The sequence below is a fragment of the Arsukibacterium sp. UBA5043 genome (genome assembly GCA_002415085.1).
GTDB lineage: Bacteria > Pseudomonadota > Gammaproteobacteria > Enterobacterales > Alteromonadaceae > Alishewanella.
On sequence record DIBV01000003.1, the window covers coordinates 142,153 to 162,918 of the forward strand.

Annotated in this window: 22 protein-coding genes and 1 tRNA gene; 18 read left to right on the top strand and 5 right to left on the bottom strand. The window is 48.4% G+C overall.

Annotated elements, in window-relative coordinates:
- Nucleotides 1-177: 177 nt before the first annotated feature.
- Both B2Q61_RS03540 and B2Q61_RS03545 read left to right on the top strand, forming a co-directional pair.
- Nucleotides 178-702: a DUF3016 domain-containing protein gene (locus B2Q61_RS03540; protein ID WP_290621408.1), complete on the top strand. Its 525-nt coding sequence runs from the start codon at nt 178-180 to the stop codon at nt 700-702.
- 295 nt (nt 703-997) lie between these two features.
- Nucleotides 998-1,543: a DUF3016 domain-containing protein gene (locus B2Q61_RS03545; RefSeq protein ID WP_290621409.1), complete on the top strand. Its 546-nt coding sequence runs from the start codon at nt 998-1,000 to the stop codon at nt 1,541-1,543.
- 109 nt (nt 1,544-1,652) lie between these two features.
- On the opposite strand, the gene B2Q61_RS03550 is transcribed toward B2Q61_RS03545, so the two are convergent.
- Complete coding sequence (locus B2Q61_RS03550) at nt 1,653-1,961, bottom strand: prephenate dehydrogenase (protein WP_290621410.1); 309 nt, start codon at nt 1,959-1,961, stop codon at nt 1,653-1,655.
- 174 nt (nt 1,962-2,135) lie between these two features.
- Here B2Q61_RS03550 and B2Q61_RS03555 point away from each other — a divergent pair, with 174 nt between their 5' ends.
- A complete protein-coding gene (locus tag B2Q61_RS03555; protein WP_290614231.1) occupies nt 2,136-2,546 on the top strand; it encodes a MerC domain-containing protein in 411 nt (136 codons plus the stop codon).
- Here B2Q61_RS03555 and B2Q61_RS03560 read toward each other — a convergent pair.
- From B2Q61_RS03560 to rsgA, 3 genes are all read right to left on the bottom strand, one after another.
- On the bottom strand, nt 2,543-3,247 hold the full coding sequence (locus B2Q61_RS03560; RefSeq protein WP_290621411.1) for a glycerophosphodiester phosphodiesterase: 705 nt from the start codon (nt 3,245-3,247) through the stop codon (nt 2,543-2,545). The genes B2Q61_RS03555 and B2Q61_RS03560 overlap by 4 nt on opposite strands.
- Nucleotides 3,248-3,452: 205 nt before the next feature.
- Nucleotides 3,453-4,310: an archaetidylserine decarboxylase gene (gene asd / locus B2Q61_RS03565; protein ID WP_290621412.1), complete on the bottom strand. Its 858-nt coding sequence runs from the start codon at nt 4,308-4,310 to the stop codon at nt 3,453-3,455.
- 19 nt (nt 4,311-4,329) lie between these two features.
- Complete coding sequence (rsgA, locus tag B2Q61_RS03570; protein WP_290621413.1) at nt 4,330-5,364, bottom strand: small ribosomal subunit biogenesis GTPase RsgA; 1,035 nt, start codon at nt 5,362-5,364, stop codon at nt 4,330-4,332.
- Between the two features lie 112 nt (nt 5,365-5,476).
- Here rsgA and orn point away from each other — a divergent pair, with 112 nt between their 5' ends.
- The 3 genes from orn to B2Q61_RS03585 all read left to right on the top strand — a co-directional run bounded on the left by orn (nt 5,477) and on the right by B2Q61_RS03585 (nt 6,454).
- The gene (orn, locus tag B2Q61_RS03575; protein ID WP_290621414.1) at nt 5,477-6,028 is read left to right on the top strand and encodes an oligoribonuclease; all 552 of its coding nucleotides are present in this window, start codon (nt 5,477-5,479) and stop codon (nt 6,026-6,028) included.
- A gap of 66 nt (nt 6,029-6,094) precedes the next feature.
- A tRNA-Gly gene (locus B2Q61_RS03580) sits at nt 6,095-6,170 on the top strand.
- 83 nt (nt 6,171-6,253) lie between these two features.
- A complete protein-coding gene (locus B2Q61_RS03585; protein ID WP_290621415.1) occupies nt 6,254-6,454 on the top strand; it encodes a DUF1289 domain-containing protein in 201 nt (66 codons plus the stop codon).
- Here B2Q61_RS03585 and queG read toward each other — a convergent pair.
- Nucleotides 6,423-7,556 (bottom strand): tRNA epoxyqueuosine(34) reductase QueG, encoded by a 1,134-nt coding sequence (queG, locus tag B2Q61_RS03590; RefSeq protein WP_290621416.1) that lies wholly within the window; start codon nt 7,554-7,556, stop codon nt 6,423-6,425. The two genes, B2Q61_RS03585 and queG, sit on opposite strands and share 32 nt — an antisense overlap.
- A gap of 215 nt (nt 7,557-7,771) precedes the next feature.
- Between queG and tsaE the strand changes: the two genes are divergently transcribed.
- The 12 genes from tsaE to B2Q61_RS03650 all read left to right on the top strand — a co-directional run bounded on the left by tsaE (nt 7,772) and on the right by B2Q61_RS03650 (nt 20,731).
- Nucleotides 7,772-8,281 (top strand): tRNA (adenosine(37)-N6)-threonylcarbamoyltransferase complex ATPase subunit type 1 TsaE, encoded by a 510-nt coding sequence (gene tsaE / locus B2Q61_RS03595; RefSeq protein WP_349678789.1) that lies wholly within the window; start codon nt 7,772-7,774, stop codon nt 8,279-8,281.
- Nucleotides 8,268-9,575, top strand: coding sequence for an N-acetylmuramoyl-L-alanine amidase (locus B2Q61_RS03600; protein ID WP_290621417.1), 1,308 nt, complete (start codon nt 8,268-8,270; stop codon nt 9,573-9,575). The genes tsaE and B2Q61_RS03600 overlap by 14 nt, the downstream gene beginning before the upstream one ends.
- A 2-nt stretch (nt 9,576-9,577) precedes the next feature.
- Nucleotides 9,578-11,326, top strand: coding sequence for a DNA mismatch repair endonuclease MutL (mutL, locus tag B2Q61_RS03605; protein WP_290621418.1), 1,749 nt, complete (start codon nt 9,578-9,580; stop codon nt 11,324-11,326).
- Nucleotides 11,323-12,249 (top strand): tRNA (adenosine(37)-N6)-dimethylallyltransferase MiaA, encoded by a 927-nt coding sequence (miaA, locus tag B2Q61_RS03610; RefSeq protein WP_290621419.1) that lies wholly within the window; start codon nt 11,323-11,325, stop codon nt 12,247-12,249. The genes mutL and miaA overlap by 4 nt, the downstream gene beginning before the upstream one ends.
- Nucleotides 12,250-12,339: 90 nt before the next feature.
- The gene (gene hfq / locus B2Q61_RS03615) at nt 12,340-12,603 is read left to right on the top strand and encodes an RNA chaperone Hfq (protein WP_019675926.1); all 264 of its coding nucleotides are present in this window, start codon (nt 12,340-12,342) and stop codon (nt 12,601-12,603) included.
- 19 nt (nt 12,604-12,622) lie between these two features.
- Complete coding sequence (gene hflX, locus B2Q61_RS03620; protein WP_290621420.1) at nt 12,623-13,918, top strand: ribosome rescue GTPase HflX; 1,296 nt, start codon at nt 12,623-12,625, stop codon at nt 13,916-13,918.
- Between the two features lie 41 nt (nt 13,919-13,959).
- Nucleotides 13,960-15,096: an FtsH protease activity modulator HflK gene (gene hflK / locus B2Q61_RS03625; protein ID WP_290621421.1), complete on the top strand. Its 1,137-nt coding sequence runs from the start codon at nt 13,960-13,962 to the stop codon at nt 15,094-15,096.
- A gap of 3 nt (nt 15,097-15,099) precedes the next feature.
- A complete protein-coding gene (gene hflC, locus B2Q61_RS03630) occupies nt 15,100-15,981 on the top strand; it encodes a protease modulator HflC (RefSeq protein WP_290621422.1) in 882 nt (293 codons plus the stop codon).
- Nucleotides 15,982-16,063: 82 nt separating this feature from the next.
- Nucleotides 16,064-17,227 (top strand): aminotransferase class V-fold PLP-dependent enzyme, encoded by a 1,164-nt coding sequence (locus tag B2Q61_RS03635; protein WP_290621423.1) that lies wholly within the window; start codon nt 16,064-16,066, stop codon nt 17,225-17,227.
- A gap of 116 nt (nt 17,228-17,343) precedes the next feature.
- Complete coding sequence (locus tag B2Q61_RS03640) at nt 17,344-18,639, top strand: adenylosuccinate synthase (protein WP_290621424.1); 1,296 nt, start codon at nt 17,344-17,346, stop codon at nt 18,637-18,639.
- A 76-nt stretch (nt 18,640-18,715) separates the two neighbouring features.
- On the top strand, nt 18,716-20,035 hold the full coding sequence (locus B2Q61_RS03645) for a S41 family peptidase (RefSeq protein WP_290621425.1): 1,320 nt from the start codon (nt 18,716-18,718) through the stop codon (nt 20,033-20,035).
- Between the two features lie 69 nt (nt 20,036-20,104).
- The gene (locus B2Q61_RS03650) at nt 20,105-20,731 is read left to right on the top strand and encodes a tetratricopeptide repeat protein (RefSeq protein ID WP_290621426.1); all 627 of its coding nucleotides are present in this window, start codon (nt 20,105-20,107) and stop codon (nt 20,729-20,731) included.
- The last annotated feature ends 35 nt before the right edge of the window (nt 20,732-20,766 follow it).

A 20,766-nucleotide genomic window follows, 5' to 3' on the forward strand; every position in this document is an offset into this window, starting at 1 on the left:
TATATGTAATAACGCAACTGTACTAAACTTAATACTGCATCTGGGGTCTTAATCAGGTGTATGCTCTTGCTGTGAAAAAAAGAGCCTAGTAAATTTATCCACCAAGTTTGATAGCAACACAGGTTCAAAATTCACGTTTCAAATGACACGTTAAAAGTGAACCGATAGGAGGCGAGAATGAAAACATTTCTGATAGCGCTGCTCACATTGGCAGTATCCGCACCCGTGCTGAGTAATGACGAGGCGGGTGCGAAGCTTGAGCTTAAATTTCAAGAACCGGAAAAGTTTACCGATATTCGCCCCGCAAATTCTACGCGAGGTAAGTTTAAAGAGCGGGTACAGCATAACTTTGAAGAAGTTTTTCAGAAAATGGCTAGCGAATTGCCAGCAGGTTACAGCTGGATGGTCACGATTACTGATATTGATTTAGCCGGTGATGTGGATTATTTCATTGGCGGCGCGGGTAACCCCTTGCGGGTTGTTAAAGGAATATATGCACCGGCCATTCGTTTCAGCCACGTTTTACTTGATCATGAAGGTGAGGAAGTGGTGAGTGCAGATGAAAAGTTACGTGATATGGGGTTTCTGCAATCAGTCCGTTCCATAAAAGACGACGACCCTTTTCGTTATGAAAAACAAATGCTGACAGAGTGGTTTCACAAGGAAATTGAACCCATGGTAAGTGATTACGCTAAAATGTAGCCACAAGTCCGCCATTGATAAATAGCCCGCTACAGGGGGCGACGCCTGCGCACCCGGATAATTGACCCAACCGGGTTGCGCAGGCTGCGATGTATAAAAGAGAGTGCTGGTTCGCTACAACTTTATACAAAATTTGCGTAATATCAATACAAATTCATACGGCTCAGTATCAAGATTGTGATTTATAGTATGACGGTAAACATTAATGAAAAGCATCATCGGGGAACAGCATAAATCACTCCGATAAGCGCAGTAGTAGCGCTGCAGACTCTGGCTAATATCGTGGGAGATGGTAATGAAAACATTATGGATAGCGTTCATCGTAATGGCATGGGCAGCACCGGCAAGCAGTGATGATAAGACAAGCGCTGAATTAGCGCTGTCCTGGCAAGCGCCGGAAAAATTTACCGATGTGCGGACAGCCAATGATTCACGCAGCCGCTTTCTGGAGCGGGTGCAACGTAATTTTGAACAAGTTTTTCAGGAAATGGCTGATAAATTGCCAAAGGGGTATAGCTGGCAAATTACTGTAACTGACGTTGATCTGGCGGGTGAGGTTGATTATTTTGCTACCAATACAGGTCAAGCGATCCGGGTAATTAAAGAAGTTAATTCGCCAGCGATCCGCTTTAATCACTTATTGCGCGATCAGTATGGTGAAGAGGTTGTCAGCGGTGAGGAGCGTTTGCGGGATATGAGCTTTATGACCGGCATGACGCCACGCAGCCATGCGCCAGAATTTGCGTTCGAAAAGGCAATGCTGCAAGACTGGTTTAAAACAGAACTGCAACCCAAACTAACTGAACATGCCGCCTTACCGGCCAAAGTAAGCAAGCCCTAGGGCTGAATAAGTATTGCAAGCATCTGAGCAAAATGAAAAGCCCTGCAACTGCAGGGCTTTTCATTAAATATCGTGGTTAGCTTATGATGAGATGCCTGTTAAGTTATGGCTACTTGCTCACGACTGAGCGAAAATCAGCCAGCGTCTGGTGTAGTACCTGGAGCTGCTTCACCACTCTGGCAAGGGTAGCGGTATTAAATTGCTGGCTTTGCCGTATAGCTGCCACCTGTTCGGCGGCTTCACTTAAATAAGGCATAAAGCGGTTACTGTTGACACTAAAATCGCTGCTGGCAGGGAATATACTCTGGTGTTTTGCCTGACCTTGTTGTTGCAGCTGTTCTAATACCGCATCGGCATCCAGCGCTTTGCGGTACAGTTCCTTTAAGTTTTCATCAAGTTGAGATAGTAGGGAATCCATAATGGGCCCGGTTAAATTAGCATGGCGCTATTATGCCACAGGCCAGCAGGCGGATCAGCAAGCGAAGCCGTCTTGATGCCGGCTGCTTAAAGAATTTTTAGCCAATACGTTTCAAAGTGTTTTGATTTGTTATATTATATCGTTTTAGTAATTCCAACACAGCGGGTTCATATTGTGTTAGCCAAAACCAGGGTGTTATTTGACAAAGTAGGTATTACCGTGACGTCGTTGTGTGCGATTCACTGTATTCTGCTGCCGGTTTTATTACCGTTGCTACCACTACTTGGCTTAACGGTGAGTCACAACCATGCCTTCGAACGCCTAATGTTGTTGTTTACTATGGTGCTAGGCTTTGTGGCACTGTTTATTGGGTTTCACCGCTATCATCGTAAGCTTTACCCTTTCTATTCATTGTTTTTAGGTGTTTTCATCTACTGGCAGCGAGATGTATGGGGCCATCAGTACGAACATGTAGTATTAGTAATTGGCGCATCTCTGGTGGTGCTGGCACATGTGATGAATATGCGATTGTGCAGTCAATGTGAAAGCTGCGACACCGAACATCACGCCGACGAGCCCGCTTAAACAGCGGGTTTTTTGTTTGCCGCCACCCGGCTTTTAGCTGGGTAATTGCTAAAAATACCATCCACGCCATAGTTTTTTAAGCGTCTAATTTCGTCAGGCTGATCTACGGTGTACACATACACTTTCAGGCCCCTTGCTTTGGCATCATCGACCATCGCCTGGTTGATAAAACTGACATCACAATTGATTGAATAAGCCTGTAGTTGGCTGGCAAAAGCGGCGTAATCGACTGGCAGGCTGGCGGTTAGCGCGCCTAGCTTTAAATCAGGCCGCTCGCGCTTTATCGTGACCAGTAAATGATGGTTAAACGATGAGATAAGCAGCTGCTGACAGTCAAACCCAAGTTGCTGTTTCGCTTTCTCAAGCAGCGTCAGTAGTGGCGCGACAGTGTTATCACCTTTAAGCTCGATATTCAGCCAGCATTTGCCATGGGTAAGCTCAAGTACCTGCCATAAGGTAGGAATACGTTGGCCCTGGCCGGCGTCCAGTTGCATCAGTTCGGCCAGACTATACTGATAAATACTGCCGCTGCCATTGGTGGTGCGATGTAAGTGGTGGTCGTGAATAACAATCAGCTCGCCCTGCACGGCAAACACGTCTATCTCAACAGCGTCAGCACCCTGAACGATGGCTTGCTCAATAGCAAGTAAGGTGTTTTCAGGAAATTCGCCACTGGCACCACGGTGGGCAATGATTTGCATAATTACTCCTATGAACCGTTAGGGATTAGTTTACTGCAGATAAAGCGGGAGCAGAGTATTTTTTTCAGAGACCGTTGTAGCCCTGGACGGGCGAAAACGTGACCCCATGGATGGGTTTACGGCGTGTCGCAGAAAAAATATATGGCGCTATCGCGTTTGCGGAGCAAGCAGCAGGACACTAAAGTGTCCTGCCGAAGCGGGTTATTTAGTTAATCTCTGCAAAAGGCGCACCCATTCGAGTGACCGTGCCGGGTTGCTGGTCGGCCAGAAAGTCTACTTTACCCTCAGGGAAAGCCAGCACCACAGTTGAGCCAAGCTTGAAGCGTCCCATTTCGGCGCCTTTTTCCAGCTTTATCGCAGTATTGCCGTTTGCCGGGTAAGTCCAGCGGAAAATGTTTTTGCCGGTGGGCGGGGTAATAGTCCCTGCCCAGACAGTCTCTATGCTGGCAACGATGGTAGCGCCCACCAGAACCAGTGCCATCGGGCCAAATTCAGTATCAAAGATGGTTACAACCCGCTCGTTGAGAGCAAATAAGTCTTTAACACATTCAGCCGTTAATGGGTTTACCGAGAACAGCTCGCCGGGGATATAGATCATCTCGCGCAGGGTGCCGCTTACCGGCATATGAATGCGGTGGTAATCTTTAGGTGCCAGGTAAATAGTAGCAAAAGTGCCGCCAGCGAAGGGAGCCGCAGTTTGTTCCAGACCACCTAACAGGTTTTGGAGCGAGTAATTATGATGTTTAGCCTGAACCAGTTTACCATCGACAATGGGCCCGAGCTGGCTTATTGCGCCATCGACCGGATGGGCAACAATATGTGGTTCGCTGGCCAATGGCCTGATACCGTCTTTTAGCGGTCGGGTAAAAAACTCATTGAAACTGGCATAATCTTGTGGCCGTTCCAGTTGTGCTTCGCTCATATCAATCTTATACGCTTTGATAAAGCGGTTAATCAGAAAATGACTGAACCAGCCCAGTTCCGCTGCTGCTACTTTTCCAGCCAAGCGCGATATCAGATGCTTCGGCATCAGGTATTGCAGGGTAATTTTCACTTTATCCATTGCATTACTAACCTTTAACTTAAAAATAATTCGGTTTGTCCTGTGCCATACTGGCCAGGATTTTTATATAGCTGTCATAGCGCTCATTGCTAATCTCACCCTGCTGCACAGCATGCTGAATGGCACAGCCCGGGTCGTTAACATGCTTACAATCCCGGAATTTGCAGCGACCGAGCCAGGGTTGAAATTCAACAAACCCTTCAGTGACTTCCTGTTCGCTTAAATGCCACAGAGCAAATTCGCGAATGCCTGGCGAGTCAATTAACTCGCCCCCTTCTGGCAAATGATAAAGCCGGGATACCGTGGTGGTATGCTGGCCTAAGCCCGAATTTTCTGATACCTCGCGGGTGGCGGCACTAAGGCCCGGCATCAGGTTATTCATCAGTGATGATTTACCGACCCCTGACTGGCCAACAAAAATGCTGGTGCCACTGTGAATTTGCTGCAAAAGCTCTGGCATGCCCTGGCCAGACTTTGCGCTAACCAGAAGATAATCATAGCCAATTTTGCGATACAAACTAAGTTGCTCGTTCAGTTGCTGACGTTGCTCTTCATTAAGCAAATCAACTTTGTTGATCACCAGCAATGGTTTGATATGGGTTATTTCTGCTGCGACTAAGTAGCGGTCGATGATATTCAGCGATAAAGCGGGCAGGATAGCTGAGACAATAATCATTAAATCAATGTTGGCCGCTACCGGCTTTAAACCGTCATAAAAATCAGGGCGCAATAGCACCGACGTTCGGTCTTCTACAGCTTCAATAACGCCATCAATACTACCGGTACTTTGTCTGGCACGGCGCCACACCACCTTATCGCCGGTGACCACTGAGCTGATGGTGCGCCGCATATTGCACCGCACCACGTCGCCGTGGCTGTCCTCAATATCAGCATGCTGGCCAAAGCGGCTTAGCACCAGTCCTGGTTCGGCGGCGAGTAAAACGTCATCATCCCAGTGCTCAGCTTTGATTTTTTTATTACCACGTAGCCGTTTTTGCTCATTCTGGGCAATCCGGTCTGTCTGGCGTTTGGTCAGGTGTTTTTTTTTGGTCACGTGCTGGTTATACCGTTGTGCGCATTCAAGCGCTTTCAGTGTTAAGCTTAAGACGTGTATCATACCTGCAATCTTAATTTGAACAAAGCAGCGCGCACTTAAGGATATAGATATGGCAACAACTGACTCTAATTTAATCTGGCTTGATTTAGAAATGACCGGGCTGGAACCAAAAACCGATGTTATTTTAGAGATGGCGACGGTCGTTACCGACAGTCAGCTTAATATTCTGGCCGAAGGCCCGGTATTTGCGATCAGTACTTCAGCCCAGATCCTGGATAATATGGATCCCTGGTGTGTCGAACAACATGGTAAGAGTGGTTTAACGGCGCGCTGTCTTACCAGTAAAGTCAGCCTGGCCGAAGCAGAAAGGCAAACCATTGAGTTTTTAAGCCAATACGTGCCGAAGGGAAAATCGCCGATGTGCGGTAACAGTATTGGCCAGGACCGCAGATTTTTAGCTGAGTATGCACCAGAGCTGGAAAACTTTTTTCATTACCGTAATCTGGATGTCAGTACCATTAAAGAGCTGGCAAGACGTTGGCATCCTGAAGTGCTTAACAAAGTACAGAAAGCGGGCAGTCACTTAGCATTGGACGACATTCGCGAGTCAATTGCTGAATTAGTAACCTATCGCCAATATTTTTTTAAATTACCGGCATAAAGTACTTGCATAAGCCTGCTGATTTTGTAAAATGCGCGCCATCACAACGCAGCTGCGTTGACCGATGCGAGTATAGCTCAGCTGGTAGAGCGCGACCTTGCCAAGGTCGAGGTCACGAGTTCGAACCTCGTTACTCGCTCCAAATTCGAACAAAAAGCCGCTTTTTAGCGGCTTTTTGTTTTTTTAGTTTTGCTACACTCAGTAACATACTGTAAATGAGTGCTTATGATAATTTCTCCCTGTGTTCGAAATTGTTGTTTAGATCAGCAAGACTGTTGTCTGGGTTGCGGCCGCTTGCTGACTGAAATTCTGCAGTGGCAACAGCTTACTGCACCGCAGCGTGAACGCCTGATGGTCGAAGCCGAAAAACGATTGGTATTGCGGCAAACCACCGTTATGCATCCCTCGGTAGCCCCTTCTGAATAATTCTTACCAGGCGCCCGGTGGCGCGGGGTAACAAATTCTCTGCCTGCCAGCTTTTGCGTTTTTGCTGTGCCAGCGCCCAGTCGATGTGCTCTGTGACCAGGTCCGAACTGTGTACTCTTGCCTGTGTCAGCGCCGTGGTTATTTCTACCTGATAGGGGGCGTTGCCCAGGGCGACGGCAATATTACGTTGCCAGCGTTCAAAGCCAATACGGCGGATTGCGCTGCCTTCGGTTAAGCGTAAAAAGGTCGCTTCATCCCAGGCAAACAGCTGTAATAAGCTCTGCTCAAGCCACTGCGGGCGGCGTTGAAAGTCGCTCTCAATACTTAGTGGGGCGTCTCGGTTTTCCGGGCATACCAGCTGGCAATCGTCACAGCCATAGATCCGATTACCCATTAATGGGCGCAATGCTTCAGGAATAGCGGTTTTCAATTCAATCGTCAGATAGGAAATACAGCGTCGGCCATCGACAACATACGGCGCCACGATAGCGCCGGTGGGGCAGCTGGTAATACACGCGACACAACTGCCGCAGTCGCCCTGATGAGGTGCATCCACAGGCAGTGGAATATCGACTAACAGCTCACCCAGAAAGAACCAGGACCCCCCATCATGGTTCAGTAATAGACTGTGCTTGCCAATCCAACCTAAACCCGCTCGCTGGGCCAGCGGCCGCTCCAGTACCGGTGCGGAGTCAACAAAGGGGCGAAAGTTGAGCTCTGGTATTTCAGTCCTGATTTTAAGCGCGAGTTGCTTTAAGCGGTTTCGCACTAATTTATGATAGTCGCGCCCCAGGGCATAGCGGCTGATATAAGCTTTAGCCGGGTCGGCCAGGTTAGTGGCAAAGCCCGCTTTTGCCGGCAGGTAATCCATTCTGACACTGAGCACTCTTAAGGTGCCTGGCAACAATTCAGCAGGGCGGGCGCGCATCATTCCATGCTCTGCCATATAGTGCATGTCGCCATGGTACTCGTTATTCAACCAGGCTTGCAGCCGGGGCTCTTCTGCGGATAAATCCGGCGCTGTGATGCCCAGTTTCTGAAAGCCCAGTTCCAGTGCCCATTGTTTTATCCGCCTGGCAAGCTGTTGGTAATCGATGGCCATTGATGTTGTTCCCCGGCAGTTTCTGAATCAGAATCGACGTCACTTTATCATGGCGTTTCAGCGCTCGGGAACCGGTTATTCATTTTCTGGTCAGAGTGTTCAGGTAACACTGTTGCCCGACGCGCAGTTTTGCTGGCCCCACTTTGCTTTAGTTTGTTAACATAGCAACATAAATGCTAAAGCTGAGCATAAATTAACTGAGATCAAGGTAAAACGTGGGTACTGAAAATTTAACTAAGCGCTCTGATGCGCAGGCACCAAAATTTATTAAAGTACTGGCGGATGAAACGGCCACCTTAAACCTCGCATCCGAGCTGGCGCGGCATATGCAAGGAGGGCAAGTCATTTTTTTACAGGGTAGCCTGGGGGCGGGCAAAACAACCTTCAGCCGAGGTATGTTGCAGGCGCTGGGGCATCAGGGTAATGTGAAAAGCCCGACTTACACTCTGGTCGAACCTTACCAGTTATCTGGTTTAATGGTGTATCATTTTGATTTATACCGGCTGACCGACCCGGAAGAGCTGGAGTTTATGGGATTCCGTGATTATTTCAACAATCAGAGTTTGTGTTTGCTGGAATGGCCAGAGCAGGGTCAGGGATATTTACCTGAGCCTGATCTGTACATACACTTACGTTATCTGGACATGCAACGTCAGATAGAGATAGGCGCTGGCACCGCTGCGGGCCGCGCTATAATAGATGCAATAAGAGATGATGAAAAATAATAATAAGTTTCTTAGCTGCGCCGGGTTAACCATTTTATGGTTTTTTTCTGCGTTAAGTTTTGCGAGCAACCAGGTACAAAGTATCCGGATTTGGCCATCGCCTGATAATACCCGGGTGGTCTTCGATTTGCAGGCCGCCCCGCAATACAACAGCTTTAGTCTGGATAATCCCGACCGCCTGGTTATCGACCTGAGCAATATTGCCGGTGGCAGCGCATTACCGAAGATCGACGGCGACTCCCAACTGATTAAAGCCATTCGCAGCAGTGGCGACAATAACAGTATGCGGATAGTGCTGGATTTATCCAGCAGGGTAAAACCGACGGTATTTGCCCTTACGCCTACCGCACCTTACGGTCACAGGCTGGTAATCGATTTACCGGACACCCAACGTGCCGAGGCGCGGCCTCCGGTCAGTATCCGTGCGGCCCGGGATATCATTATCGCTATTGACGCTGGCCATGGGGGTGAAGATCCGGGTTCTATCGGTCCCAGCGGCACCTATGAGAAAAACCTGACCTTGCCGATTGCTAATCTTCTGGCAGAGCTGATCAACAAAGAACCAGGCATGCGAGCGGTGATGGTGCGCACCGGTGATTATTTTATTCATGTCAACCGACGCACTGAAGTAGCTCGTGGCCAGCAGGCTGATTTGCTGGTATCCATTCATGCTGATGCCTTTACCTCACCCCAGCCTAAAGGGGCTTCGGTATGGGTGTTATCATTGCGCCGGGCAACCACTGAAGTGGGCCGGATGCTGGAGCAAACCGAGCGTCACTCTGAATTACTTGGCGGAGTGGCAGAAATTATCCGCGACTCGGCCAATGAGCGTTATCTGGCGCAAACTGTACTGGATTTGTCGATGAATCATTCGATGGTTACTGCTTACCAGGCGGCAAATCAGGTGCTGGCAGAACTTGGTAAGATGACCTCATTGCATCAGGCCAAACCGCAGGCAGCCAGCCTGGGCGTATTAAAGTCGCCTGATATTCCCTCCATTCTGGTAGAGGTTGGTTTTATTTCTAACCCTAAAGAGGAGAAGCAGTTAAGGTCTGCCAGCCATCAGACCCGCTTAGCACAGTCGCTGCATCGGGCGCTGAAACGTCATTTTGAGTTGGCGCCGCCGGCTGACTCATTGTTTGCCCAGCAACGGGCCCGCGAGCACAAGGTGCAGCCGGGTGAGTCTTTGTCATTGCTGGCGCAGCGCTATGATGTGTCAGTCGATGCCTTACGCAATCATAACAAGCTGGCAAATGACAGTATTCGGATTGGTCAGGTATTACGGATCCCCTGAACATGACCATTAAAATTTTAGCGCCACAATTGGCGAATCAGATTGCTGCGGGTGAAGTGGTCGAGAGGCCCGCCTCTGTGGTGAAGGAGCTGGTGGAAAACAGCCTCGATGCCGGCGCCAGCCAAATCGAGATTGATGTCGATAAAGGGGGCAGCAAGCTCATTCGGATCCGTGATAATGGTTCTGGTATTGCCGAACACGAGCTGGTGCTGGCACTAAGCCGGCATGCCACCAGCAAAATTAGTGATTTGGATGATTTAGCGCAGATAACCAGCCTCGGTTTCAGGGGGGAAGCGCTAGCTAGTATCAGCTCGGTATCACGTCTGACCCTAACGTCTAAACCTGCCGGGCAAGCTGCGGCATGGCAAGCTCAGGCCGAAGGGCGTGATATGGCGGTAACGGTAAAACCGGCAGCGCACCCTGATGGAACCAGCATCGAGGTGGTGGATCTTTTCTTCAATACACCGGCAAGGCGCAAGTTTTTGCGTACTGATAAAACTGAATTTTCTCATATCGACGAGCTGGTAAAGCGATTGGCGCTCAGCCGGTTTGATGTAAGCTGGCTATTAACTCACAATGGTCAACGTATCCGTCGCCTGCCTCATGCAACCAGCGCACAGGCCAGGCAAAAAAGAGTGGCTATACTGTGCGGCAGAGCGTTCGCCGAACACGCCGCTTATATTGAAAACAGTTGTGGCGCGATCAAACTCAGTGGGTGGATCCTTGCACCGCAAGCGTGTCAGAACACGCCTGGCTGCCAGTATAGCTACGTTAACGGTCGGATGATGCGAGATAAGCTGTTAAACCACGCTATCCGTCAGGCTTACGGTGAGCGCTTAACGCCAGAACAGCAACCTGGATTCGTATTGTACCTGGAGATCGTCCCGGCTGAGGTTGATGTTAACGTTCACCCGGCGAAACATGAAGTGCGTTTTCATCAGGCCAGATTAGTGCATGATTTTGTGGTTAGCGCCCTGAGTGATGCGTTAAGCCAATTGACAGAGCAGCAGGTTCCGCAACAACCGGTACTGCAACAACAGGTAGCCAATAGTGCCGCAGTATATCGGATGCCAGAGGGTGCTGAAGGCGTTTCTGACAAGCAGTCGGGGAACCAAACAAAAGCAGGGCAATGGGGGGCTGGCAGAATTGCAACATCTGAAATTGCAAGCCAGAGTCAGAGCAGGCAGCAATTACAGTATTTGCAGGGCCAGTATGCGACTGTGAGTGCCGAGGCCACTGTTCAGATAAAATCCCCTCTGCAGATCCTGCCAGCAGGGCAGGGCTGTGCCATTGCTCAGGGACCAGAGGGCCTGGTATTACTGGATTTAGCCGCCACTCTCGCGACACCGTGGCTGCATGACTCAAGCCAGGCACCGTTGTTACTACCATTGCGGTTACCGATAACAGATACTGAGAAGCAGCAATTACTGGCTGCGGCCAGTTTGTTGCAGCAACTGGGATTTAATATCCTGGTACAGGACAGCACCGCTATTGTCAGAGCCGTTGCGCCCTGGCTGCGTTCAACCTCTATCAGCCAGTGGTTTTTAAAATTATTGCCGCTATTACAAATTGAAAACCCGGTTCAAAGCAGTCGGGCAATATTGTCTATGCTACTTTCATCCTATTGGCTGACCGAGACTGTGCTGCTAGACTATTTTGCTTCAATGTTAACAGACAACGAACTGTGGCTGGCAGTGCCGTTAGATTTAAGTAGCAGTTTGCAAGCGCTAAACCAGCAAGGGCAACCATGAAAAACGCCTTACCCGTTATTTTTATTATGGGGCCGACCGCATCTGGTAAAACGGCATTGGCCATAGAGTTGCTGCAGCATCTTGATGCAGAGCTTATCAGTGTTGACAGTGCCCTGATTTATCGTGGTATGGATATCGGTACTGCTAAACCGACGGCTGAAGAATTGCTGTTGGCACCCCATCATCTGCTGGATATTATGGAGCCATATCAAAGTTATTCAGCGGCTGATTTTCGGGATGATGCACTAAGATTAATCAACGAGATCCAGCAACGGCGAAAAATTCCGATATTGGTAGGCGGCACCATGTTATATTTTAAAGCGTTGCTAGACGGTATTTCACCGTTACCGCCTGCCAATCCTCAGATAAGGGCTGAATTAGAGCAAGAGGCTGCAACGGAAGGTTGGCAAGCGTTGCACCAACAGTTACAGCAACTTGACCCGGTTGCTGCCGCGCGTATCCATCCGAATGATCCACAACGAATTAATCGTGCGTTAGAGGTTTATCGGCTAACCGGCAGTACCATGACAGAATTAACCGCACGAAAAGGTGAACCTTTTCCGTTTAAAGTACACCAATTTGCCATAGCGCCGACAGATCGCTCGTTATTGCATCAACGTATTGCTGATAGGTTTCAGCTGATGCTTGAGCATGGTTTTGAACAGGAAGTGGCTAGGTTAAAGGACCAGGAGCATTTACATGCAAATTTGCCGTCGATGCGATGTGTTGGTTATCGTCAGGTCTGGCAGTATCTGGACGGTGAGTTCAGCTATGATGACATGGTGGCCAAAGGCATTGCTGCAACCCGGCAACTGGCCAAACGCCAGCTTACCTGGTTAAGAGGCTGGCCAGAGGTTATCTGGCTGAAAAGTGAAGCAGAACCGGCTGAAAACTTGCAAGCAGTACTTTCTTCGCTAAGCTAAAGAAGATGGAAAAAAGTTGGTTTTAACAACTTGAAATAAAAAAAATAATACCTATATACAGGTCACTAATAAAAATAAGGAAAGCGGCACATGGCAAAGGGCCAATCTTTACAAGATCCATTTTTAAACACCTTAAGACGAGAGCGCATTCCGGTCTCTATTTACCTGGTGAATGGAATTAAACTTCAGGGGCAGATTGAATCTTTTGATCAATTCGTCATTTTACTGAAAAACACCGTAAGCCAAATGGTTTATAAACATGCGATTTCTACCGTTGTGCCATCCCGCGCCGTCAACACTATGGTTAGCCATGGTGCCGGGCAAAGCGACAGTGAAGGCGAGGACGTAGAATAAAAACCAGGAGCAATAGCGCTTGTTTGATTTAGCCGAGCTTGCAGAACAAGCCATTCTGGTTCATGTAAACTTTCCGCAAGAGCATAGCAATGAAGATTTGCAGGAGCTAACCATGTTGGTTGCTTCTGCAAACGTGATTGCTATGCATACTGTTACCGCAAATCGTCGTGCGCCAGATACACGATTGTTCGTGGGTTCAGGTAAAGCCGAAGAAATTAAAACTGTTGTTGAACAGTTTGCAGCGTCGGTTGTTATCTTTAACCATATCTTAAGCCCCAGCCAAACCCGCAACCTTGAGCATTTATTACAGGCCAGGGTAATTGACCGAACTACGTTAATACTTGATATATTTGCCCAGCGAGCCCGCACTTATGAAGGTAAGTTGCAGGTTGAGTTAGCTCAGTTGCAGCATCTGGCGTCCCGCCTGGTGCGGGGCTGGGACAATGCTGAGCGCCAAAAAGGTGGGATTGGTTTACGGGGGCCGGGTGAAACCAGGCTGGAGACTGACCGGCGGTTATTACGGGAGCGGGTAAAAGCATTATTGCAACGGCTCGATAAAATCAGTCTGCAGCGTGAGCAGGGCCGCAAGTCACGCCAGCGCAGTGCCACTCCGGTGGTGTCTATTGTCGGTTACACTAATGCGGGCAAATCAACGTTATTTAACCGTTTAACCCAAGCCAGCGTGTATGCTGCTGACCAGCTTTTTGCTACTCTCGACCCCACTCTGCGCCAGGTTAAACTTGAGAATTTCGGACCGATAGTTCTGGCCGATACTGTTGGTTTCATCCGGCATTTACCTCACAATCTGGTAGCGGCCTTTAAATCAACATTACAAGAAACCCGCGACGCCGATTTACAACTGCACGTGATTGATGGCGCCGATCATCGCCGTGAAGAAAATATGGCGTCGGTGCAGCAGGTGTTAACCGATATTGACGCCGATACCGTGATGCAATTGCAGGTTTTTAATAAAGTAGACCAAATGGGCCAGTCGGCGCGTATAGACTATGGTGACGACGGTCTGCCACGATCCGTTTACCTGTCTGCGCTAACAGGGGACGGTCTGGGGTTGTTACAACACGCCATTGCCAGTTTGCTATCCACTGAGCATTTGCAGTTACGATTAGCTTTACCGCCAGATTGTCCGGCCTGGCGGGCGAAATTGCATGAACTGCAGGTGATCAGTGCTGAGCAATTTGATGATGAAGGCATTTGTTGGCTGGATATCAGGCTTTCCGTGGCGCAGTGGGCACGCATGGTGAAGCAAAGCGATGGTGAGCTGGAAAACTATATCGTCACAGCGCCGGATATTTGATACATTAACCGTTAATTTTAAAACTTGAGATGGAGTTAAACATGGCTTGGAATGAGCCGGGTAACAATGGTAAAAACAACGACCCTTGGAAACAGGGCGGTCGTGACCAGGGTCCACCCGATTTAGATGAAGTATTCCGCAATTTTGGTAAAAAGTTTGGCGGCATTTTCGGTGGTGGTAATAAATCTTCGGGGAATGGTGCCTCTGCGGCGTTAATCCTTATCCTGGTTATTGCTGCGGTAGTTTGGGCAATCAGCGGCTTTTACACGATTAAAGATGCTGAACGTGGCGTTATCCTGCGCTTTGGTCAGTACCATACCGAGGTTGGTGCTGGTATTCACTGGAAACCAACTTTTATCGATACGGTAACTCCGGTCAACGTTCAGGAAGTTAAGTCATTGCGCTCTGATGGATTTATGCTGACGCAAGACCAAAACCTGGTGCGGGTAACCTTTGAGGTGCAGTATCGTATTTACAACGCACGCGACTATTTATTTTCCGTGGTAGATGCTGATCGCAGCTTAGGTGAAGCAACCGACGCCGCGCTGCGGTTTGTTATTGGTCATTCGATTATGGATGACGTATTAACCCGTGGCCGTGAAGTGGTTCGCCAGAACACCCGTGAGGAACTAGAGTCGATTATTGCACCATACAACATGGGTTTAAATCTGGTTGATGTTAACTTCCGTGATGCACGGCCTCCGGAAGAAGTTCGTGATGCTTTCGATGATGCTATTAAAGCACAGGAAGATCAGGAGCGTTTTGTGCAGGAAGCGCAGGCTTATGCGCGGGAAATTGAACCTCGGGCTCGTGGCCAGGTTAACCGGGTAATGCAAGAAGCAGAAGCGTATAAACAGCAAATTGTGTTAAAAGCGCAGGGTGAAGTTGCCCGTTTTGAACAGCTGTTACCAGAGTATCTGGCTGCACCTAAAGTGACCCGTGACCGTTTGTATCTGGAAACGATGGAGTCGGTATACAGCAATACGTCTAAAGTGGTTGTAGATGTTAAAAACAGCAACAATATAATGTATTTGCCACTCGATAAGTTGATGAATCAATCGGGCAGCAGCAACAGCAATACCGTTAACCCGGCACCAATGCCAGCTCGCAGCAATGACAGTACGCCGCAACAGCAGGATAGTTTGCGAAGCGGTTCGACACGTAGCGGAAGGGGTTAAGTTATGAAGAATTTTATTATCGCTATTATTGTAGTCGTCGCAATCATTGTAGTGTCTGCACTATTTGTGGTGCCGGAAGGTAAGCGTGCCATTGTTACTCAGTTCGGTAAAATCCAGCGGGATGATGCCGGCCAGGTAGTAGTATACGAGCCAGGTTTACACTTAAAAATGCCGATGATTGAAGTGGTACGCAAACTGGATTCACGGATCCAGACTCTGGATGACCAGCCAGATCGCTTTGTCACTGCAGAGAAAAAAGATTTGTTGGTCGACAGCTATGTCAAATGGCGGATTAAAGATTTTGGTGCTTATTTTCTGTCAACCGGCGGTATTACATCGCAGGCCGAAGTGCTGTTAAAACAGTATATCAATAATGGTTTACGGACAGAGTTTGGTACCCGGACCATTCAGGAAATTGTCTCAGGTGAGCGGACTCAGTTAATGGAAAGTGCACTGGCACAAGCAGGTGCTGCAGCAAATGAACTGGGAATTGAAGTGATTGACGTCCGGGTTAAGCAAATTAATCTGCCAACAGAAGTCAGTAGTTCGATTTTTGCAAGGATGAGAGCTGAGCGTGATGCGGTGGCAAGAGAACACCGTTCTCGTGGTATGGAAGAATCAGATATTATCCGGGCTGACGTAGATGCCAGGGTAACGATTATGCTGGCAGATGCTGAGCGTAATTCACGTGCTGTGCGTGGTCAGGGTGACGCACAGGCTGCAAAAATTTATGCAGACGTGTACAGTCGTAATGCTGAATTTTATTCTTTTGTTCGTAGCCTCGAAGCCTATAAAAAGAGCTTTAATGACAAGCAAGATATTATGGTAGTACAGCCTGATAACGACTTCTTTAAATATATGACGTCGGATAAAGTGCAAAACTAACCAGCAATATAGCTATATTGAAAAGGCCCGGGAGGGCCTTTTTTGTCTGAGCAATTTCTTTTTACAGAACAGCGGAGCCGCTATGTATCAGCATTTTTACCAGCGTTTTTTACAGGCCAACCCGGACAAGCAACATTTTGCCAGTCATTCTCATCATTACTGGCCTGATGTTACCCGTGACGCCACCCTTGCCTATTGGGACGACAGTGCCAGTATGGTAGATGACAAATGGCAGCACATTTTTGGCCAGGTGATCCCACAAACTCAGCAACTGCTTGCAGATATTCTGAACTTGCCAGCACCAGAGCAAATTGTTTTTGCGGGTAATACTCATGAATTAGTGATGCGCCTGTTTAGTTGTTTTGACTTGTCCAGACCACTCAAAGTGATCAGTACAGACAGTGAGTTTTATAGCTTTCAACGTCAGGCAAAACGCCTTGCTGAATTTGATAATATCGAACTGATTAGTGTGCCGACAGAGCCTTTTGCCAGTTTCACCGAACGGTTTATCTCAGAGGTAAAGGCGCAACAGCCGGATATGGTCTTTTGCAGCCAGGTATTTTTTAACTCTGGTTATGCAATAGCCGATTTGCCCGCTTTTGTTTTGGCAGTAGCCGAGGTTACCGACGCCATGCTGGTTATCGATGGATATCACGGCTTTATGGCATTGCCTACCGACTTGTCAGCAATTGCAGAGCGGATATTTTATCTGTCAGGTAGTTATAAGTATGCCCAGGGTGGTGAGGGATGTTGTTTTATGGCAGTGCCGCCTGGGAACAATCAACGGCCCTGGTATACAGGCTGGTTCGCTGAGTTTGCTACCCTGGCTGCGGAGAAGTCGGCTTTGGTGCTTTACAGTAATGATGGTAATCGCTTTGCCGGCGCAACGATGGATTATACGGCGTTGTATCGTTTACATGCGGTATTGTTGCTATTTAAAAAACAGGGTATCACCGTTGGTAGAATTCATCAGTATGTTAAGCAACTGCAACAGGCGTTCCTGACGGAATTAGGCCGGCAGCATCACCCGCTGCTTAATCAGCAAAGCCTGCTGTTACATAACCCTGAACAGCATGGCCATTTTTATACTTTTAAGCTGGCAAGTACCAGTGAGGTTGCTGAATTAGCAGCATTTTTGAAAAATAAAGGCATAATTACCGATTACCGCACTGACCGTTTACGCTTTGGGTTTGGTTTATATCATAACAGCGAAGCATTTGACTTATCCTGTTTGAAACATGATTAAAACACTATCGAACACTGGAGCCGGATAAAAATTCGGCTTTTTTTCCGCAACACAGCTGTAAGTTGGTCAGCGATTTGATAGAATCCTCGCCTAATTTTTTCCATGATGTAGGAACCATGGCCAAAAACGTCGTTGTGCTCGGCACTCAATGGGGTGACGAAGGAAAAGGTAAAATCGTTGACTTATTAACCGACAAAGCCAGTTATGTGGTGCGTTATCAAGGCGGCCACAATGCCGGCCATACGTTGGTTATTGACGGTGAAAAAACAGTATTACATTTAATTCCCTCAGGCATTTTACGCGCGAATGTAAAATGTGTAATCGGTAATGGTGTTGTACTATCCCCTGAAGCTTTTTTAAAAGAAATGACCATGCTCGAGCAGCGTGGCGTGCCGGTAAAAGAGCGATTACTGCTCAGTGAAGCCTGCCCCTTAATCCTGCCCTTTCACGTTGCCCTTGATGTGGCGCGGGAAAAAGCGCGTGGTGATAAAGCTATCGGCACTACCGGTCGTGGTATCGGCCCGGCGTATGAAGATAAGGTGGCACGCCGTGGTTTGCGGGTGGGGGATTTATTTAATCCTGAGTTGTTTGCAGAGAAGCTCAAAGTGGTAATGGAGCTGCATAACTTCACGCTGACCCAGTATTATAAAGTCGATGCGGTAGATTATCAGACCACGCTGGACAACGCGCTGGCAATGGCTGACTTGCTAAAATCGATGGTGGTAGATGTAACCGATTTGCTGGATAAAGCCCGCAAGAATGGTGACAAAATCATGTTCGAAGGTGCGCAAGGAACCCTGTTGGACATTGATCACGGTACCTACCCTTATGTAACGTCGTCTAATACCACCGCCGGTGGTGTAGCGACGGGCTGTGGTTTTGGCCCGCGCTACCTGGATTATGTGCTGGGTATTGTCAAAGCCTATACAACCCGCGTGGGCTCAGGCCCGTTCCCTACTGAACTTAATTGCGAAGTTGGTGAACATTTGGGTGTTAAAGGTCATGAGTTTGGTGCTACCACGGGTCGTAAACGCCGCACCGGCTGGTTCGATGCAGTGGCGGTGCGCCGTGCCGTGCAGCTGAACAGTATTTCAGGTTTTTGTTTGACTAAACTGGACGTGTTGGACGGTCTGGAAACCCTAAGTATTTGTGTGGGGTATCAACAACCTGACGGCACCGTACTTGACACTCCTCCGCTGGCTGCAGAAGGCTATGAACAGGTAACCCCGGTATATGAAACCATGCCGGGCTGGACTGACAATACCTTTGGTATTCAGCAATTAGAAAAACTACCTCAGGCAGCGCGCAATTATATCAGCCGGTTGGAGCAACTAACCGGAGTGCCAATTGACATTGTGTCTACCGGGCCGGATCGGGTGCAGACCATAGTGTTAACGCATCCGTTTGCCTAAGTCGCTCGTATAAAATAACGCTGCCATTTGGTGGCGTTTTTTTATACGATGCCGTTACGAGGGTGGGAGTTATCTGATGAACAAGCTTCTGGTATTAATGTTAAGTTTACTGCTAGCGGGTTGTGGTGGGTCTGACAGCGCTGATGACAGTGCGTCGATTAATATTGCAGAGTGTGACCGCAGTGACATTAATAGTCAGGTGTACTGCAAATTAACCGCAGACTATCTGTGGTACGACGAGCTGAAGAGCGGAGTTAATCCCCTTGCATTCAATACCCCCTCGGCTTACTTAAATCAGGTAATTGCTGAGCGTGATCGTTATAGTTTTATCATGACTGAGCAGCAATATCAGGACCGTTACATTAATGCGGTGTTTTTTGGCTATGGTTTTGCCACTCAACGTACGGATAACAATACCGCGCTGCAGGTGCTTTATGTTTATGATGCCGGCTCTGCCGCCCAGCGTGGCTTGCGCCGGGCCGATAAAATAATTGAAATTGATGGTATCAGCGTTGCTGAGTGGTTAACGCGACTGGATGCCGGTACTGCCACCAATGATGACATTTACGGTCCGAACGAAGAAGGGGTGGTGCGGCAATTCGTCTGGCGTAAGCCGGACAACAGCCAGCGTCAGGCTGACTTTGTAAAGAGCACTGTCAGCACTAACACTGTAATGCACCGCTCGGTCGCTCAGGTGGGCGATAAAAAAGTCGGCTATCTGGTATTTAATACTTTTATTGAATTATCGGAAACTGAGTTGGAACAGGCATTCAGCTTTTTCGCGCAGCAGAATATTGACGAATTGGTGCTGGATTTACGCTACAACGGCGGCGGCTTAATCCGGGTGGCAAATCAGCTGAGTTCGCATATTGCCTTACCTAAATTGCAGGGCAATATTTTCGTTAAGTATCGCTACAACGATAAAAATACCCGGAAAAACAGTACAGTTGCTTTTGCACTGGGGGCCGGACGCACTAATTTGAATTTGCCGCGGGTATTTGTGTTAACCACAGCGGGTAGTTGCTCATCGAGTGAACTGGTCATCAATGCGCTGAACCCCTTTATCGATGTGGTACAAATTGGCGAAACCACCTGTGGTAAGCCGGTGGGGCAGGTGCCAGACCGGGTCGGCGATTACCGGCTATTTGCTATTAATTTTCAAACGATTAATGCGTTAGATTTTGGTGATTACTTTAACGGGCTTAGCCCGAATTGTCCGGTAAACGCCTCGGTTGCCGGTGACTGGGGGGTAAGCGATGACCCCCTGTATGCCGAAGCTCTTGCCTATATGGATAACGACAGTTGCTCCGCAGTAGCGGTTAGTGGTCAGAGCCTGCAGCAGCGGCGAACTGTGGAGCAAGTGCAACCACAATGGCTGCGTTACCATGAGCAATAAGTATCTATGGCGTATTTTTTGCACGTAAAAATTATTGGTCTGCATAAATAAATGGTTATTTGACGCCCTATGAAAACGTTTTTTATATTCTCCGTTGCGTTGCTGATGAGCTTACTGGCCACTGTCCCTGTTATGGCGCAGCAAGTAGATGCTGTTCAGTTGTACAGTCAGGACGAACTATTGGATTTAATTAAAACCAATAGCCACCTGCGCCAGGTGCGTGCAGATGATTGCCAGCTGGTGCAGGATATTGAGGCGCGGGCAGATATTATGCAGCTACCTGCCTACCAATTTCTGTACGGCGATATGCTGGCGTACGCGGTCTGTGTACCACGTAACGTTGAGCGAGGCTGGGATTTAATGCTGCAGGCTGCAGCGCAAGGGCTACCCGAAGCACTGGAGCAGGTAGGACGCTATTATCATATTGGTCGCTTTGTCCAGGTAGATATTGATAAAGCCCTGGTTTACTTACATGAAGCCGCGGCGATGGGTAACTTAAACGCTAAACTGCGCTATGCCCAGCTTTTGGTCGACGGTTACGGTTCGCCGGTTGATTACGAGCAAAGTTATCGCTGGTTACATCATGCCATTAGTGCAGACGCCAACACTCATGCTAGAATAACTAAATTGCTGCAACAGCTTGCCAAGAAGATGCCTGAACGGGTGGTGACCAACGCCAGAAGACCTGTCAAATGAAATTCATCCCATGTTTCTGCTTAGCTGTTACACTC

Coding starts and splice junctions, on each gene's coding strand:
- miaA (WP_290621419.1), top strand. CDS start 11,323: ATGAAAAACGCCTTACCCGTTATTTTTATTATGGGGCCGACCGCATCT.
- B2Q61_RS03645 (WP_290621425.1), top strand. CDS start 18,716: ATGAACAAGCTTCTGGTATTAATGTTAAGTTTACTGCTAGCGGGTTGT.
- B2Q61_RS03560 (WP_290621411.1), bottom strand. CDS start 3,247: ATGCAAATCATTGCCCACCGTGGTGCCAGTGGCGAATTTCCTGAAAAC.
- B2Q61_RS03550 (WP_290621410.1), bottom strand. CDS start 1,961: ATGGATTCCCTACTATCTCAACTTGATGAAAACTTAAAGGAACTGTAC.
- queG (WP_290621416.1), bottom strand. CDS start 7,556: ATGGCCATCGATTACCAACAGCTTGCCAGGCGGATAAAACAATGGGCA.
- B2Q61_RS03585 (WP_290621415.1), top strand. CDS start 6,254: ATGATAATTTCTCCCTGTGTTCGAAATTGTTGTTTAGATCAGCAAGAC.
- hflC (WP_290621422.1), top strand. CDS start 15,100: ATGAAGAATTTTATTATCGCTATTATTGTAGTCGTCGCAATCATTGTA.
- B2Q61_RS03650 (WP_290621426.1), top strand. CDS start 20,105: ATGAAAACGTTTTTTATATTCTCCGTTGCGTTGCTGATGAGCTTACTG.
- mutL (WP_290621418.1), top strand. CDS start 9,578: ATGACCATTAAAATTTTAGCGCCACAATTGGCGAATCAGATTGCTGCG.
- B2Q61_RS03600 (WP_290621417.1), top strand. CDS start 8,268: ATGATGAAAAATAATAATAAGTTTCTTAGCTGCGCCGGGTTAACCATT.
- orn (WP_290621414.1), top strand. CDS start 5,477: ATGGCAACAACTGACTCTAATTTAATCTGGCTTGATTTAGAAATGACC.
- B2Q61_RS03545 (WP_290621409.1), top strand. CDS start 998: ATGAAAACATTATGGATAGCGTTCATCGTAATGGCATGGGCAGCACCG.
- hfq (WP_019675926.1), top strand. CDS start 12,340: ATGGCAAAGGGCCAATCTTTACAAGATCCATTTTTAAACACCTTAAGA.
- hflK (WP_290621421.1), top strand. CDS start 13,960: ATGGCTTGGAATGAGCCGGGTAACAATGGTAAAAACAACGACCCTTGG.
- B2Q61_RS03540 (WP_290621408.1), top strand. CDS start 178: ATGAAAACATTTCTGATAGCGCTGCTCACATTGGCAGTATCCGCACCC.
- B2Q61_RS03635 (WP_290621423.1), top strand. CDS start 16,064: ATGTATCAGCATTTTTACCAGCGTTTTTTACAGGCCAACCCGGACAAG.
- asd (WP_290621412.1), bottom strand. CDS start 4,310: ATGGATAAAGTGAAAATTACCCTGCAATACCTGATGCCGAAGCATCTG.
- B2Q61_RS03640 (WP_290621424.1), top strand. CDS start 17,344: ATGGCCAAAAACGTCGTTGTGCTCGGCACTCAATGGGGTGACGAAGGA.